We start from the raw sequence: 13513 nt of genomic DNA on the forward strand, positions 1-13513 counted from the left end.
CTGTTACTCACGCCCGCTTCTTCCGACGAGCGCCCCGAACATGCCGGCTGAAAACGCGCACATCCGCAACTTCTGCATCATCGCCCATATCGACCATGGAAAGTCGACGTTGGCGGACCGCCTTCTCGACAAGACGGGGACGCTGAGCAAGCGCGAGGCGCAGGCTCAGTTCCTCGACAACATGGACATCGAGCGCGAACGGGGCATCACCATCAAGGCCCAGTCCGTGCGGATGAACTACACCGCCAAGGACGGCAAGCAGTACGTCCTCAACCTCATCGACACCCCGGGACACGTGGACTTCGCCTACGAGGTGAGCCGCAGCCTGGCCGCGTGCGAGGGAGCCCTGCTGGTGGTGGACGCGTCCCAGGGCGTCGAGGCCCAGACGCTGGCCAACGTCTACATGGCGTTGGATCACGACCTGGAGATCATCCCGGTCATCAACAAGATCGACCTGCCCAGCGCGGACGTGGCGCGCACCCGGGAGGAGATTGAGGACGTCATCGGCATCGACGCCTCCATCGCCGTGCCGGCCTCCGCCAAGGAGGGCATCGGCATCGAGGAGATCCTCGAGTCGGTGGTGCAGCGCGTGCCGCCCCCGAGCGGCTCACCGGACGCGCCCCTCAAGGCCCTCATCTTCGACTCCTGGTACGACAACTACCGGGGCGTGGTGACGCTGGTGCGCGTGCTGGAGGGCACGCTCAAGCTCAAGCAGAAGATCAAGCTGTGGAGCAACAACAAGGTCTTCGAGGTGCAGGAGCTGGGTGTGTTCAGCCCGTTCTCCCGCCCGGTGTCGCAGCTCATGGCCGGCGAGGTGGGGGTGCTCGTCGCCAACATCAAGGAGCTGCAGGACGCCAAGGTGGGCGACACCGTCACCGAGGAGGCGCGCCCCACGGACGCCCCGTTCCCCGGCTTCCAGGAAGTGAAGCCGATGGTGTTCTCCGGCATCTTCCCGGTGGACTCCGCGGAGTACGAGAACCTGCGCGACGCGCTGGCCAAGCTGAAGCTCAACGACTCCGCCTTCACGTACGAGCCCGAGTCCTCCACCGCGCTGGGCTTCGGCTTCCGCTGCGGCTACCTGGGCCTCCTGCACATGGAGATCGTCCAGGAGCGCCTGGAGCGCGAGTACAACCTGGACCTCATCACCACCGCGCCCAGCGTGGTGTACCGCATCACCACCAGCAAGGGTGAGACGCTGCTGGTGGACAACCCGGCCAAGCTGCCGCCGGTGCAGACGATCGAGAAGTTCGAGGAGCCCATCCTCACCTGCCACATCCACGTCCCCAACGACCACCTGGGCGCCATCCTCAAGCTGTGCCAGGACCGCCGCGGCGTGCAGAAGGACATGAAGTACCTGGGCAGCACCGGCCAGCGCGTGCAGGTGACGTACGAGATGCCCCTGGCCGAGGTGGTGTTCGACTTCTTCGACAAGCTGAAGAGCGTGTCGCGCGGCTACGCCAGCCTCGACTACGAGCTGTCCGGGTACCAGGAGGCGGACCTCGCCCGCCTGGACATCCTCATCAACGGGGACCCGGTGGACGCGCTGAGCGTCATCGTGCACCGCGAGCGCGCCTACCTGCGCGGCCGCGAGGTGTGCCAGAAGCTGAAGGAAGTCATCCCCAAGCAGATGTACGAGGTGGCCATCCAGGCGGCGATTGGCGCGAAGATCATCGCCCGTGAAACCATCTCCGCCATGCGCAAGAACGTGCTCGCCAAGTGCTACGGCGGTGACATCAGCCGCAAGCGCAAGCTCCTGGAGAAGCAGAAGGAGGGCAAGAAGCGCATGAAGCAGGTCGGCACGGTGGACATCCCGCAGGAAGCCTTCCTCGCGGTCCTCAAGACGGAGCAGTAGTCCATGAACGCGGCCAGTCCCTCCGCCACCCCTCCCGTGAAGCTCGCCGCGGCGATGGCCGCCCGCCGCACGCCCGAGCAGCTCCGCGCCCGCCGCCTCCTGCTGTGGCGCGAGCTGCTCACCAGCCTCTGGGCGCCGCTGTGCATCATCGGCCTGGCCTTCATCCCGTACACCGTCCTCATCGAGTACGTGCCCGCGGCGGCCGCCTGGGCGCAGCCGGCCATGAAGGGACTGGGCCTGCTGATGGTGGCGTACTTCGTGGCGCTGCTGGTGTGGCGCAACGTGTCCCCGAAGGAGAAGGCGCTGCGCGGGCTGCGCCACGAGGCGCACGAGCTCATCTCCGAGAACGAGCGCATCCTCCAGAAGCCGCACGTCCGGGAGAAGCTGGGCGGACACGTCCCCGAGCGCATCACCGAGCAGGCGCTGCGAGTGGAGTCCGCGTCCGTGGAGGCCGACCCGGAGCGGCTGCGCCGTGAGCTGAAGGGGCTGGAGGACCTGACGGCGGAGCACCTGGGGCCCTACCGCAAGCAGTCCGCCCTGGACTTCGTGGGCGGCTTCGGCAAGGCGCTGCTCATCGCCCTGGTCATCCGCACCTTCATCGTGGAGCCGTACCGGATTCCGTCCGGTTCCATGCTGCCCACGCTGGAGATTGGCGATCAGGTCTTCGTCAACAAGTTCATCTACGGGGTGCGCGTCCCCTTCGCCAACGTGGTGCCGTTCGTCATCGTCCGGCCGCCGGAGCGAGGGGACGTCATCGTCTTCAACAACCCGGTGGACGAGTCGAAGGACTACATCAAGCGCGTGGTGGGGCTGCCCGGCGACAAGCTGGAGATCGTCGACGGCGTCATCCACATCAACGGCCAGCCGCAGACGCGCGAGCGCGTGGCCGCCGACTACACCGTCAACAACATCACGGACGACGGGCGCTGGTACGACCAGCAGGAGACGCTCTTCCGGGAGAAGCTGGGTGACATGGAGCACCTCATGCTCCAGGAGATGTCGCGCATGCCCAACCGCGAGGGCCCCTACGAGGTGCCTCCGGACCACGTCTTCGTCATGGGCGACCACCGGGACTACAGCGCGGACAGCCGCCACGGCCTGGGCGTCACCGGCTACGGTAGGGCGGAGTACGTCCCGTACGGCCACATCAAGGGCAAGGCCATGGTGGTGTGGCTGTCGCTGGGCTACCACGGCCTGCTGCACGGCTTCTTCGGCGGCACCGGCCTGCGGGTGGACCGCTTCTTCGAGCCGGTCCGCTGACGCACACCCCGCGGGCAGCCGGCCCGGCGCTTCGCGCACGGTGCTTGACGCGCCGTGCGGCGCGGGGTACGCGGCGGCCCCGGCCATGAGACACCTCCTCGGAATCGAAGGCTGGCGCCGGGACGAGCTGGAAGCACTGCTCGACAGGGCGCAGGCACACCTGCCCGGCAAACCGGATACCACCCACGTCCTTCGCGGAAAGGTGGTGGCGAACCTCTTCTTCGAGGACTCCACCCGGACGCGCACCTCGTTCCACATGGCCGCCAAGGGCCTGGGCGCGAGCGTGATGAACTGGACCCAGACGGGCTCGTCCGTGTCCAAGGGCGAGACGCTGCTGGACACCGCGCGCAACATCGAGGCGACGGGGCCGGTGGCCATCGTCATCCGGCACAAGTCCTCCGGCGCGCCGCACCTGGTGGCGAAGCACGTGCGCTGCGCCGTCATCAACGCCGGTGACGGCACCCATGAGCATCCCTCCCAGGCGCTGCTGGACGCCTTCACGCTGCGCCAGCGCTGGGGCTCGCTGGACGGGCGCACGGTGCTCATCGTGGGCGACCTGCTGCACAGCCGCGTGGCCCGCTCCAACCTCCTCTGCCTCAAGGCGCTGGGCGCGCGCGTGGTGATGTGCGGTCCGCCCACGCTGATTCCCCCGGGGCTGGAGGCGATGGGCGCGGAGGTGACGCACAACCTGGACGCGGTGCTGCCCCAGGCGGACGCGGTGATGTGCCTGCGCCTGCAGCTCGAGCGGCAGAGCGAGAACTTCCTGCCCTCCACGCGCGAGTTCTCCCGCCTCTTCGGTCTCAACGCGGCCCGCGAGGAGCGGATGAAGGCGGGCGCGGTGGTGATGCACCCCGGCCCCATCAACCGCGGCGTGGAGATTGCCCCCGCGGTGGCGGACGGGCCCCGCAGCGTCATCCTGGAGCAGGTGTCCAACGGCGTGGCCGTGCGGCGGGCCATCCTGGAGGTGTGTGCGTCATGAGCTCCACGGTGCTCTTCCGTCGGGGGCGGGTCATCGACCCGCGCAATGGAGTGGATGGCGTCCGCGACGTGCTGGTGCGCGACGGCAAGGTGGCCGAGGTGTCCGAGGCCCCGCTGCCCGTGCCCCCGGGCGCGGAGGTGGTGGAGGCCCACGGCAAGTGGGTGCTGCCGGGCTTCATCGACCTGCACGTGCACCTGCGCGAGCCGGGCGAGGAGGGCAAGGAGACCGTCCTCACCGGCTGCCGCGCGGCGGTGGCGGGCGGCTTCACCGCCGTGGTGGCCATGCCCAACACCAAGGTGGTCAACGACAACGGCATGGTGACGGAGCTGGTGCTGTCGCGCGCCCGCGCCGCCAACCTCTGCCACGTGTATCCCGCCGGGGCGATTACGAAGGGCCTCAAGGGCGAGGAGATGGCGGAGATGGGCGAGCTGGTGTCCGCCGGCTGCGTGGCCATCACCGACGACGGCCGCCCCGTGATGAACGCGGCGCTGATGCGGCGCGCGCTCCAGTACTCCACCCAGTTCGACGTCCCCGTCATGGTCCACGAGGAGGACCTGACGCTGTCCGCCGGGGGCGCCATGCACGAGGGCCCCACCTCCACGCGCCTGGGCCTGCGCGGCATTCCCGCCTCGGCGGAGGTGTCCATGGTGGCGCGCGACCTGGTGCTGCTGGAGGAGACGGGCGCCCGGCTGCACCTGGCGCACGTGTCCTGCGAGGGCAGCGTGCGCCTCATCCGCGAGGCGAAGCGCCGCGGCCTGCGCGTCACCTCCGAGGTGACGCCGCACCACCTCATCCTGGATGACCGGGCGGTGGGCAGCTACGACACCCACGCGAAGATGATGCCGCCCCTGCGCTCGGACCGGGACGTGGAGGCGCTGCGCGAGGCCATCGCCGACGGCACGGTGGAGGCCATCGCCACGGACCACGCGCCGCACGGCGTGCTGGACAAGCTGGTGGAGTTCGAGAAGGGCATCAACGGCATCGTCGGGCTGGAGACGTCCCTGGGGCTGACGATGGAGCTGGTCCACGCGGGCGTGCTCACCCCGAACCGGGCGGTGGAGCTCTTGACGCACGGGCCGGCGAAGGCGTTCGGCCTGCCGGGCGGTCACCTGGCCCCCGGGGCCCCGGCGGACGTCACCGTGGTGGACCCCTCGGAGGAGTGGACGGTGGACGCCCACCGGTTCTATTCCCGCAGCCGGAATACGCCCTTCCACGGACGCAAGCAGAAGGGCCGTGTCGTGCAGACGTGGGTGGGTGGCCGCAAGGTTTTCGAGAACGGCCAGGTCGGCCTGAGCAAGGAGTCGCGGTGATGACGAAGCGGGCAGTGCTCGCGCTGGCGGATGGCACCACCTTCGAGGGCCGGGCCTTTGGCGCGGTCGGCGAGACGGTGGGTGAGGTGGTCTTCAACACGTCCATGTTCGGCTACCAGGAGGTCCTCACGGATCCCTCCTACGTCGGGCAGATCGTCACCATGGCGTACCCGGAGATGGGCAACGTCGGTGCCAACCCGGAGGACGAGGAGGGCTCCAAGGTGCACGCGGTGGGCATGGTGGTGCGTGCCCTCGCGGAGCAGCCCTCCAACTGGCGCGCGAGGGAGTCGCTGGACGCGTACCTCAAGCGCCACGGCGTGGCCGGCATCGAGGGCCTGGACACCCGCCGCCTGGTGCGCCACCTGCGCACGCACGGCGCGCAGATGGGCGTCATCTCCAGCGAGGGGCACTCCCACGCCGCCCTGGTCGAGCGCGCCCGCACCGCGCACGGCATGGAGGGCCTGGACCTGGCCACCGGCGTGTCGACGAAGACGCCGTACACCTTCACCACGCCGTCGCCGGACGTGTTCACCGGGGTGGGGGAGATGCACGCGCCGCCCACGCCCCGCTTCGAGGTCGTCGCCTATGACTTCGGCCTGAAGAAGTCCATGCTCCACTTCCTGGTGGACGCGGGCTGCCGGGTGACGGTGGTGCCCTCCAACACCACGGCGGAAGAGGTGCTCGCGCGCAAGCCGAACGGCGTGTTCCTGGCCAACGGCCCTGGCGACCCGGCCGCGGTGAAGGGCGCGGACCGCACCGTGGCGGCCCTGCTGGGCAAGGTTCCGGTGTTCGGTATCTGCCTGGGCCACCAGATCATGGCCCTGGCCCTGGGCGGCCGGACGTACAAGATGAAGTTCGGCCACCGTGGCGCCAACCAGCCCGTCAAGGACCTGACGACGGGCAAGGTGGAGATCACCGCGCAGAACCACGGCTTCGCCGTGGACGACGCCAGCCTCAAGGGCCTGGCCGTCGTCACCCACATCAACCTCAATGATGGCACGGTGGAGGGCCTGGCCGTCCCCGACGCGCGCGCCTTCAGCGTGCAGTACCACCCCGAGGCCTCGCCCGGCCCGCATGACGCGCGCTATCTCTTCGGCCGGTTCGCGAAGCTGATGGCGGGGTAGGATGGCGCACCGTCTATGGACTCTCCGCTGTCACCGCTCTCGTATCAGCCGTACCTGGACCAGCTCATCGCCTTTGGCAGCCAGGAGCCCCGCAAGGAGGACCTCCTCGCCGCCAAGGCGGACTACTTCCGCCTGACGGGAGAGGTGTTCGAGGACGACAAGCTGTTCGAGCTGCGGATGGCGTCGTTCCTCGACTACTACCTCTACGACCGCGTCTCGCCGCTCACCGGCAGGACGCCGGCCGCGGAGCTGTACGAGCAGCGCCTGGCGAACGCGCCTCCCGAGGAGGCCAACGCCTTCCGCAGCTTCACGGAGACCGTCCATGGCCTCTTCGAGGTCCGCAAGCTGGGCAAGGGTGAAGTCCGCCTGCGCGAGCTGTACTCCGGCAAGGACTTCGACGTGACGGAGCGCCGCCACATCGCCGGACTGGAGACGGGGGACATCATCGAGGCCCGCCTCATCCCCTTCGGCGGGCACCTGCTGTTCTCCTCCGCGTTCTGCTACCACCCGCGCGTCGCCGTGAAGGCCATCAAGGCCGAGGTGAAGCGCCGCAAGAAGAAGGAGCCGGAGCGCACGCCCAACGAGCTCGTCTGGGAGTGCGCCCGCCGCGCCCTCAACGTGGAGCGCTACCGCCAGCTCCCCGTGGAGAAGCTCTACGACTTCGAGCAGAAGGTGCTCTGAGGTCCGGCCCGGGCCCCCGCGTGTGAGCGAGGGGCCGGGGCAGGGCGTCCGCTGCTTCAGACGCGGTGGATGCTCATCAGGTTGGTGTTGCCGGGCTCGTTGAGCGGCACCCCGGCCACCACCACCACGGGCGTGCCCGGCTTGCAGATGCCCTCCGCGTGGCACAGCTTGCGCACCTGCCGGAGCATGGCGTCCGTGGACGTCACCCGCCCCACCTGGTGGCCCGTCACGCCCCAGTAGAGCGCCATCCGGTTCACCGTGGCCTCGTTCGGTGTCAGCCCGATGATGCGCGCCTGGGGCCGGAACTCGGAGATGAGGCGCGCGGTGTGGCCGCTCTCCGTGTACGCGACAATCGTCTCGATGTTGAGCTGCGTCGCCGCCGCCACCGCCGCCGCCGCCACGCCGGTGCCCAGGTCCTCCGAGCGCTCGAAGGGCGAGTGGTGCAGGTGCCGCACCACGCCGCGCTCCGTCTCCTCCACGATGCGCGCCATGGTGGCCGCGGCCTCGGTGGGGTAGCGGCCCGCCGCCGTCTCGCCCGACAGCATCACCGCGTCCGCGCCGTCGAGGATGGCGTTGGCCACGTCCGACACCTCGGCGCGCGTGGGCCGGGGGTTGCCCACCATGCTCTCCAGCATCTCCGTGGCGACGATGACCAGGCCGCCCTGGCGGTTCACCTCGCGCACCATGCGCTTCTGGATGGCCGGGAGCTGCTCCAGCGGCATCTCCACGCCCAGGTCGCCTCGCGCCACCATGATGCCGTCCGCCGCCGCGGCGATGGCCTCCAGGCACTCCACCGCCTGGGGCTTTTCAATCTTGGCGATGAGGGGCGTCTTGTTCTTCTTCACGTGCTCGCGCGCCTTGTGGATGTCGGCCGCGGTGCGCACGAAGGAGAGCGCCACGTAGTCCACGCCCACCTCCTGGCCGAAGGCCAGGTCCTCCGCGTCCTTGCGCGTAATCGTGGGCACCGACATGGGCGAGCCCGGCAGGTTCAGGCCCTTCTTGTCCTTCAGCAGGCCTCCCACCTCCACCCGGCAGGTGACGTCCGGACCCGACACCTTCAGCACCCGCAGCCGCACCCGGCCGTCGTCCAGGAGGACGTCGTCCCCGCGCACCACGTCCTTCACCAGCGACTTGATGGGCGTGGGGATGACGGTGCCCTGGCCCACGACGGCGCGCGTCGTCACCGTCACCGTCTGGCCCGTCTTCACGGTGAGCTGTCCGCCCTCGAACTTGCCCAGGCGGATCTTCGGGCCCTGGATGTCCTGGAGGATGGCCACCGGCATCCCCAGGCGCTTCGCCACCTTGCGGATGGTGGCCACGCGCTGGCGGTGCTCCTCATGCGTGCCGTGGGAGAAGTTCAGCCGCGCCACGTTCATCCCCGCGCGGATCAGGCCCTCGATGACCTCCGGGGTGTCCGAGGACGGCCCCAGGGTGCAGATGATCTTCGCCTTGCGCATATGCGCGGGCATCCTAGGCGGCCGGGTGGCCGGCTTGACAGCCTCGCGCACTGGCGACTATTTCTTCCGCCCTACACGAGGCGCCCGCCGCACCGGCGTGCCCTCGTGGCCACTTTGCGTGCTCTCGACGTTGGAGAGAGAAAGCCCGGCTTCCCTGGGAGGGGGGGCCGGGCTTTCTTGCGTCCGAGTCTGGCAGTTCCCGGGGAGGGCCCGTGCGCTAGAGCTCGATCTCCTTGCCCGTGCCCCTGGGCGTGAGGGTGGGGTGGCCCGGCGGCATGGACTCCATGTCCATGTCGATGGGCGGCTGGGAGTCCGGAGCGCCGGGCAGGCCGGGGATGGGCATGGGGGCGGGCTCCTCCATCAGGTCCCCCGGTCCGCTGCCGCCCACGCCGGGGCCGCCCTCCTGCAGGCTCTCGATTTCCTCGCGGCTGATGCCGGCCAGAGTCAGCACCTTGCGCGTGACGCGGATGCGGGCGTGGCTGGTGAGCGCCATGGCGATGGAGTCCGAGGGGCGGGCGTCCAGCGTCATCTTGCGCTTGCCCTGCTCCAGGAAGAGGCGGCCGAAGTAGATGTTGTCGCGCAGGTCGTCGATGCGGACCTCGGTGACGCGTCCGCCCAGCTGCTTCACCACGTCGTCCAGCAGGTCCTGGGCAAGCGGTTGGGGCGGGGCCCTCTCGGCCAACCGGAAGGCGATGGACACCGCCGAGGCCTCGTCCACGAAGACGGGCAGGACGATGGCCCGGTCCTTGGTGGTCAGCACGACGGCGTGCGTCTGCGCTTCCATCAGCGGGACGACGTCCTGGACCTCGAGGTCCACCAGCTCGGTGCACGCCTTCGGGTCGTCCCCCTCGTTGGTGATGCAGGGCTCCCCGGCCGCGCTCGTGACGGACGCCGCGATGGCACCCTGTGAGCTGAAAGCTGGCAGGAGAAGCAGCCCTCCCAGCGCCAGCACGATTGCGGAGAGAGGAGCAACGAAGAGGGTGGCGCGGTTGGGCGTTTTCACACCCTTAACCTACGCACCCGGGTCCCCCCCGGGAGGGCGCCGTTCCGGGCGTGGCCGGCCCGGTGGCGCGTCGGCGCTCACCGGGCTGGAGGGCGGGCAGGCGACCTTCAGCGGCGGTCGTCGTCCTCTTCGTCCTCGTCGTCGTAGTCCTCGTCGTCGTCGACGTCCTCGTCCTCATCCTCGTCGAGGTCGTCGTCCTCGTCCGACTCCTCCTCGTCCTCGTCGACGTCATCGTCGTCGAGCGTGTCCTCCACGTCGACGGACTCGAGCGTCATGGAGACGGCGAACTTCTTGTCCAGTGCGGCGATCTGCGCGCGCATCTCGGAGAGCGCCGCGACGAAGTCCTCCGTCAAGTTCGCGGGCGCCTTCGCGTCGCAGTGGGGGCAGACGATCTTCTCGGTGCCCTCGATGAGGTCCTGGGCGTCCAGCTCGAAGCTCGCCTCGCACTTCTGGCAGGTGAAGTCGATGCTCATGGTCGGGCGCGGCATACAAAGCACTCCATCCAGCTGTCAACGTCAGAGACGCGCGCACGGCTGGCGGGCGCCGGTACGCATCCATTAGCCTCTTGGGTATGGAACTACCGAAGACCGTCGTTCATGCGCTGCACGACCGGGCCACGCAGCAGGAGCAGCTGCCGGCCATGTGGACGCGCAAGGGTGGCGCCTATGTGCCTACCTCGTGGGCCGAGTACGCGCAGCGGGTGCGCCGTTTCGGGCTGGGGTTGCACGCCCTGGGGGCCGGCGCGGGGCAGCCGGTGGGCATCCTCGGCTTCAACCGCGAGGAGTGGCACGTGGCGGCCCTGGGCACCATCGCCATGGGCGGCGTACCGGTAGGGCTCTACACCACCAGCTCGGTGGACCAGCTCGAGTACATCCTGGGCCACTGCGAGGCCGGCATCCTGGTGGTGGAGAACGAGAAGCACCTGCGCACCGGACTCGCCCTGCGCCAGCGGCTGCCGAAGCTGCGCCACCTCATCGTCATGGACGCGCCGTCCCCCCTCCCGGAGGGGGTGCTGACGTACGCTGACGTGCTCGCCCGGGGCACCGGCGTGGACGAGGGGCCCTACTGGGACAGTGTCAACGCGCTCGAGCCCGAGGCGATGGGCACCCTCATCTACACCTCCGGCACCACCGGCCACCCCAAGGGGGTGATGCTCAGCCACCACAACCTGGTGTGGACGGCGCGGCAGCTCGTGGAGTCGGTGCAGTTCGGCCGGGACAATCCGCCCTCGCTCATCTCCTACCTGCCGCTGTCCCACATCGCCGAGCAGATCATCTCCCTGCACTGCCCGCTGATGATTGGTGCCCAGGTGTACTTCGCGCAGTCGGTGGAGACGATGCCGGAGACGCTGAAGGAGGTGCACCCCACCTTCTTCTTCGGCGTGCCCCGCGTGTGGGAGAAGTTCAAGGCCAAGGCGGAGGCCGGGCTCCACGCCCAGCCCCCCATGAAGCGGAAGCTGGTGGAGTGGGCCCGCGGCATCGCCCTGGAGCGCCACACCCGGCACATGCGCCACGAGCGGCTCCCCCTGCTGCTGGAGGCGCGCTACCGCCTGGCGCAGCGGCTCGTCTTCGCCCCCCTGAAGGCGCGCATCGGCATGGACCGGGTGGAGTTCTTCGCCACCGCGGCGGCGCCCATCGGCCGGGACGTGCTGGACTTCTTCGCCTCCATCGACATGGTCCTCCACGAGGTGTGGGGCATGACGGAGGTGACGGGCCCGGGCACCGTCAACACCGAGGACCACACCCGGCTGGGCTCGGTGGGCCGCGCGATGCTGGGCGTGGAGCTCCGCATCGCCGAGGACGGGGAAATCCTCGTGCGCGGCGGCAACGTCTGCATGGGCTACTACAAGAACGAGGCGGCCACCGCGGAGCTGCTGGAGGACGGGTGGCTGCACACGGGTGACGTGGGCCAGCTGGACGCGGAGGGCTACGTCCAGATCACCGGCCGCAAGAAGGACATCATCGTCACCTCCGGCGGGAAGAAGACGGCGCCGGGCAACATCGAGGAGCTGCTGAAGTCGCTGCCGGGCGTGGGCAACGCGCTGGTGGTGGGCGACCGGCGCAACTACCTCGTGGCCCTGCTGGTGTTGGACGCGGAGAAGACGCGCGAGCTGGCGAAGGAGAAGGGCTGGCCGGAGGACCCGGCCGTGCTGGCGCAGGACGCGCGCCTGCAGCAGCTCCTCCAGGCCGCGGTGGAGCGCGACGTGAACCCGAAGCTCTCCCGCTTCGAGACCATCAAGCGCTTCGCGGTGATTGGGAAGGAGTTCTCCGTGGACGGCGGCGAGCTGACGCCCAAGCTCAGCGTCCGCCGCAAGGTGGTGGAGGCCAGGTACGCCGCCATCATCGAGTCGCTCTACGCGGAGCCGAAGCACGACGCGGCCCAGGCGGGCTGACACGCGGCAACGGCAGGGGAGGGCGGCTCCCTCCCGTGGGCCGCGGCTCCATGGCCCGGGAAAGCAGAAGGGGCGGGGAACCTTCCGGTCCCTCGCCCCTTCTCACTTCAGGCCCGCGCGAGGCGGGCCCTGACGGCGCGGCCTACTTCGCGGCGCGCTTGTCCATGGCGACGTAGTCGCGGCGCTTGGCGCCCGTGTACACCTGGCGCGGGCGGGCAATCTTCTGCTCCGGGTCCTTGACCATCTCCTCCCACTGCGCGCACCAGCCCACCGTGCGGGGGATGGCGAAGAGCACCGGGAACATCTCCACCTGGAAGCCCATCGCCTCGTAGATGAGGCCCGAGTAGAAGTCGACGTTGGGGTACAGCTTCCGCTTCACGAAGTACTCGTCCTCGAGGGCGATGCGCTCCAGCTCGATGGCGATGTCCAGCAGCGGGTTCTTGCCGGTGACCTCGAAGACCTCGTCCGCCACGCGCTTGATGACCTTGGCGCGCGGGTCGTAGGACTTGTAGACGCGGTGACCGAAGCCCATCAGCTTCTTCTCACCCTCGCCGCTCTTCACGGACTTGATGAACTCCGGAATCTTGGAGACGTGGCCGATCTCCCGGAGCATGCGGAGCACCGCCTCGTTGGCGCCGCCGTGCAGCGGGCCGTAGAGGGCGCCGATGCCCGCGGTGACGGCGGAGTACGGGTCCACCTCGGACGAGCCCACCGTGCGCACGGACGTGGTGGAGCAGTTCTGCTCGTGGTCCGCGTGGAGGATGAAGAGCACGTCGAGCGCGCGCTCCAGCACCGGGTGCACCTTGTAGGTGGTGGTGCCGATGCGCTTGATCATCGCCAGGAAGTTGGCGACGTAGGACAGGTCGTTGTCCGGGTAGATGTACGGCAGGCCCATGCTGTGCCGGTAGGAGAACGCGGCAATGGTGGGCATCTTCGCGATGAGGCGCGTGATCTGGATGCGGCGGCTGCGCTCATCCTTGATGTTCTTCGCGTCCGGGTAGAAGCCGGAGAGCGCGGCGACCGTGGAGCCCAGCATGGACATGGGGTGCGCGTCGTAGCGGAACCCGTCCATGAAGCTCTTCACGTTCTCGTGCACGTAGGTGTGGTGCGTGACGAGGTGGATGAACTGCTCCAGCTCCTTCTGCGTCGGCAGCTCGCCGTTCAGCAGGAGGTAGGCGACCTCCAGGAAGCTGGACTTCTCCGCGAGCTGCTCGATGGGGTAGCCGCGGTACTCCAGGATGCCCTTGTCGCCGTCGATGAAGGTGATGGCGCTCTTGGTGTTCGCTGTGTTGAGGAACGCCGGGTCGTACCCCATCAGACCGAAGTCATCTTCGCTCGCTTTGATCTGGCGGAGTGCATTGGTGCGAATACAGCCGTTCTCGATCGGGATTTCGTAGGTCTTCCCGGTCCGATTGTCGGTGATCGTCAGCGTGTCCTTGGCCATGGGGCGGAGAT

General features: G+C 68.9%; 11 protein-coding genes. 7 read left to right on the forward strand and 4 right to left on the reverse strand.

What is annotated here, in order from left to right; translation table 11 throughout:
- Window positions 1–40 precede the first annotated feature (40 nt).
- From lepA to K8638_RS19000, 6 genes are all read left to right on the forward strand, one after another.
- On the forward strand, window positions 41–1852 hold the full coding sequence (lepA, locus tag K8638_RS18975; RefSeq protein WP_223755963.1) for a translation elongation factor 4: 1812 nt from the start codon (window positions 41–43) through the stop codon (window positions 1850–1852).
- Between the two features lie 3 nt (window positions 1853–1855).
- Window positions 1856–3112: a signal peptidase I gene (gene lepB, locus K8638_RS18980; protein ID WP_223755964.1), complete on the forward strand. Its 1257-nt coding sequence runs from the start codon at window positions 1856–1858 to the stop codon at window positions 3110–3112.
- Window positions 3113–3197: 85 nt separating this feature from the next.
- A complete protein-coding gene (locus K8638_RS18985; RefSeq protein ID WP_223755965.1) occupies window positions 3198–4091 on the forward strand; it encodes an aspartate carbamoyltransferase catalytic subunit in 894 nt (297 codons plus the stop codon).
- A complete protein-coding gene (locus tag K8638_RS18990; RefSeq protein ID WP_223755966.1) occupies window positions 4088–5401 on the forward strand; it encodes a dihydroorotase in 1314 nt (437 codons plus the stop codon). Before K8638_RS18985 ends, K8638_RS18990 begins: the two co-directional genes overlap by 4 nt.
- Complete coding sequence (carA, locus tag K8638_RS18995; RefSeq protein ID WP_223755967.1) at window positions 5401–6525, forward strand: glutamine-hydrolyzing carbamoyl-phosphate synthase small subunit; 1125 nt, start codon at window positions 5401–5403, stop codon at window positions 6523–6525. Before K8638_RS18990 ends, carA begins: the two co-directional genes overlap by 1 nt.
- A 15-nt stretch (window positions 6526–6540) precedes the next feature.
- The gene (locus tag K8638_RS19000; protein WP_223755968.1) at window positions 6541–7206 is read left to right on the forward strand and encodes a hypothetical protein; all 666 of its coding nucleotides are present in this window, start codon (window positions 6541–6543) and stop codon (window positions 7204–7206) included.
- A gap of 56 nt (window positions 7207–7262) precedes the next feature.
- Here the strand turns inward: K8638_RS19000 and pyk are convergent, their stop codons facing one another.
- The 3 genes from pyk to K8638_RS19015 all read right to left on the reverse strand — a co-directional run bounded on the left by pyk (window position 7263) and on the right by K8638_RS19015 (window position 10154).
- The gene (gene pyk, locus K8638_RS19005) at window positions 7263–8663 is read right to left on the reverse strand and encodes a pyruvate kinase (protein WP_223755969.1); all 1401 of its coding nucleotides are present in this window, start codon (window positions 8661–8663) and stop codon (window positions 7263–7265) included.
- A 217-nt stretch (window positions 8664–8880) separates the two neighbouring features.
- Window positions 8881–9666 carry a bifunctional nuclease family protein gene (locus K8638_RS19010; protein ID WP_223755970.1) on the reverse strand — a complete coding sequence of 262 codons (786 nt, stop codon included), beginning with the start codon at window positions 9664–9666 and terminating at the stop codon, window positions 8881–8883.
- 107 nt (window positions 9667–9773) lie between these two features.
- A complete protein-coding gene (locus tag K8638_RS19015) occupies window positions 9774–10154 on the reverse strand; it encodes a hypothetical protein (protein WP_223755971.1) in 381 nt (126 codons plus the stop codon).
- 83 nt (window positions 10155–10237) lie between these two features.
- Between K8638_RS19015 and K8638_RS19020 the strand changes: the two genes are divergently transcribed.
- Window positions 10238–12058 carry a long-chain fatty acid--CoA ligase gene (locus K8638_RS19020; RefSeq protein WP_223755972.1) on the forward strand — a complete coding sequence of 607 codons (1821 nt, stop codon included), beginning with the start codon at window positions 10238–10240 and terminating at the stop codon, window positions 12056–12058.
- 142 nt (window positions 12059–12200) lie between these two features.
- On the opposite strand, the gene K8638_RS19025 is transcribed toward K8638_RS19020, so the two are convergent.
- Window positions 12201–13502 (reverse strand): citrate synthase, encoded by a 1302-nt coding sequence (locus K8638_RS19025; RefSeq protein ID WP_223755973.1) that lies wholly within the window; start codon window positions 13500–13502, stop codon window positions 12201–12203.
- Between the last annotated feature and the right edge of the window lie 11 nt (window positions 13503–13513).

Origin of the sequence: Myxococcus sp. RHSTA-1-4 (assembly GCF_020037125.1) — a bacterium.
Classification (GTDB): Bacteria; Myxococcota; Myxococcia; order Myxococcales; family Myxococcaceae; genus Myxococcus.

What these genes read in the sequence shown, in the direction of transcription:
- lepA (WP_223755963.1), top strand. Translation starts at nt 41, where the DNA reads ATGCCGGCTGAAAACGCGCACATCCGCAACTTCTGCATCATCGCCCAT.
- lepB (WP_223755964.1), top strand. Translation starts at nt 1,856, where the DNA reads ATGAACGCGGCCAGTCCCTCCGCCACCCCTCCCGTGAAGCTCGCCGCG.
- K8638_RS18985 (WP_223755965.1), top strand. Translation starts at nt 3,198, where the DNA reads ATGAGACACCTCCTCGGAATCGAAGGCTGGCGCCGGGACGAGCTGGAA.
- K8638_RS18990 (WP_223755966.1), top strand. Translation starts at nt 4,088, where the DNA reads ATGAGCTCCACGGTGCTCTTCCGTCGGGGGCGGGTCATCGACCCGCGC.
- carA (WP_223755967.1), top strand. Translation starts at nt 5,401, where the DNA reads ATGACGAAGCGGGCAGTGCTCGCGCTGGCGGATGGCACCACCTTCGAG.
- K8638_RS19000 (WP_223755968.1), top strand. Translation starts at nt 6,541, where the DNA reads ATGGACTCTCCGCTGTCACCGCTCTCGTATCAGCCGTACCTGGACCAG.
- pyk (WP_223755969.1), bottom strand. Translation starts at nt 8,663, where the DNA reads ATGCGCAAGGCGAAGATCATCTGCACCCTGGGGCCGTCCTCGGACACC.
- K8638_RS19015 (WP_223755971.1), bottom strand. Translation starts at nt 10,154, where the DNA reads ATGCCGCGCCCGACCATGAGCATCGACTTCACCTGCCAGAAGTGCGAG.
- K8638_RS19020 (WP_223755972.1), top strand. Translation starts at nt 10,238, where the DNA reads ATGGAACTACCGAAGACCGTCGTTCATGCGCTGCACGACCGGGCCACG.
- K8638_RS19025 (WP_223755973.1), bottom strand. Translation starts at nt 13,502, where the DNA reads ATGGCCAAGGACACGCTGACGATCACCGACAATCGGACCGGGAAGACC.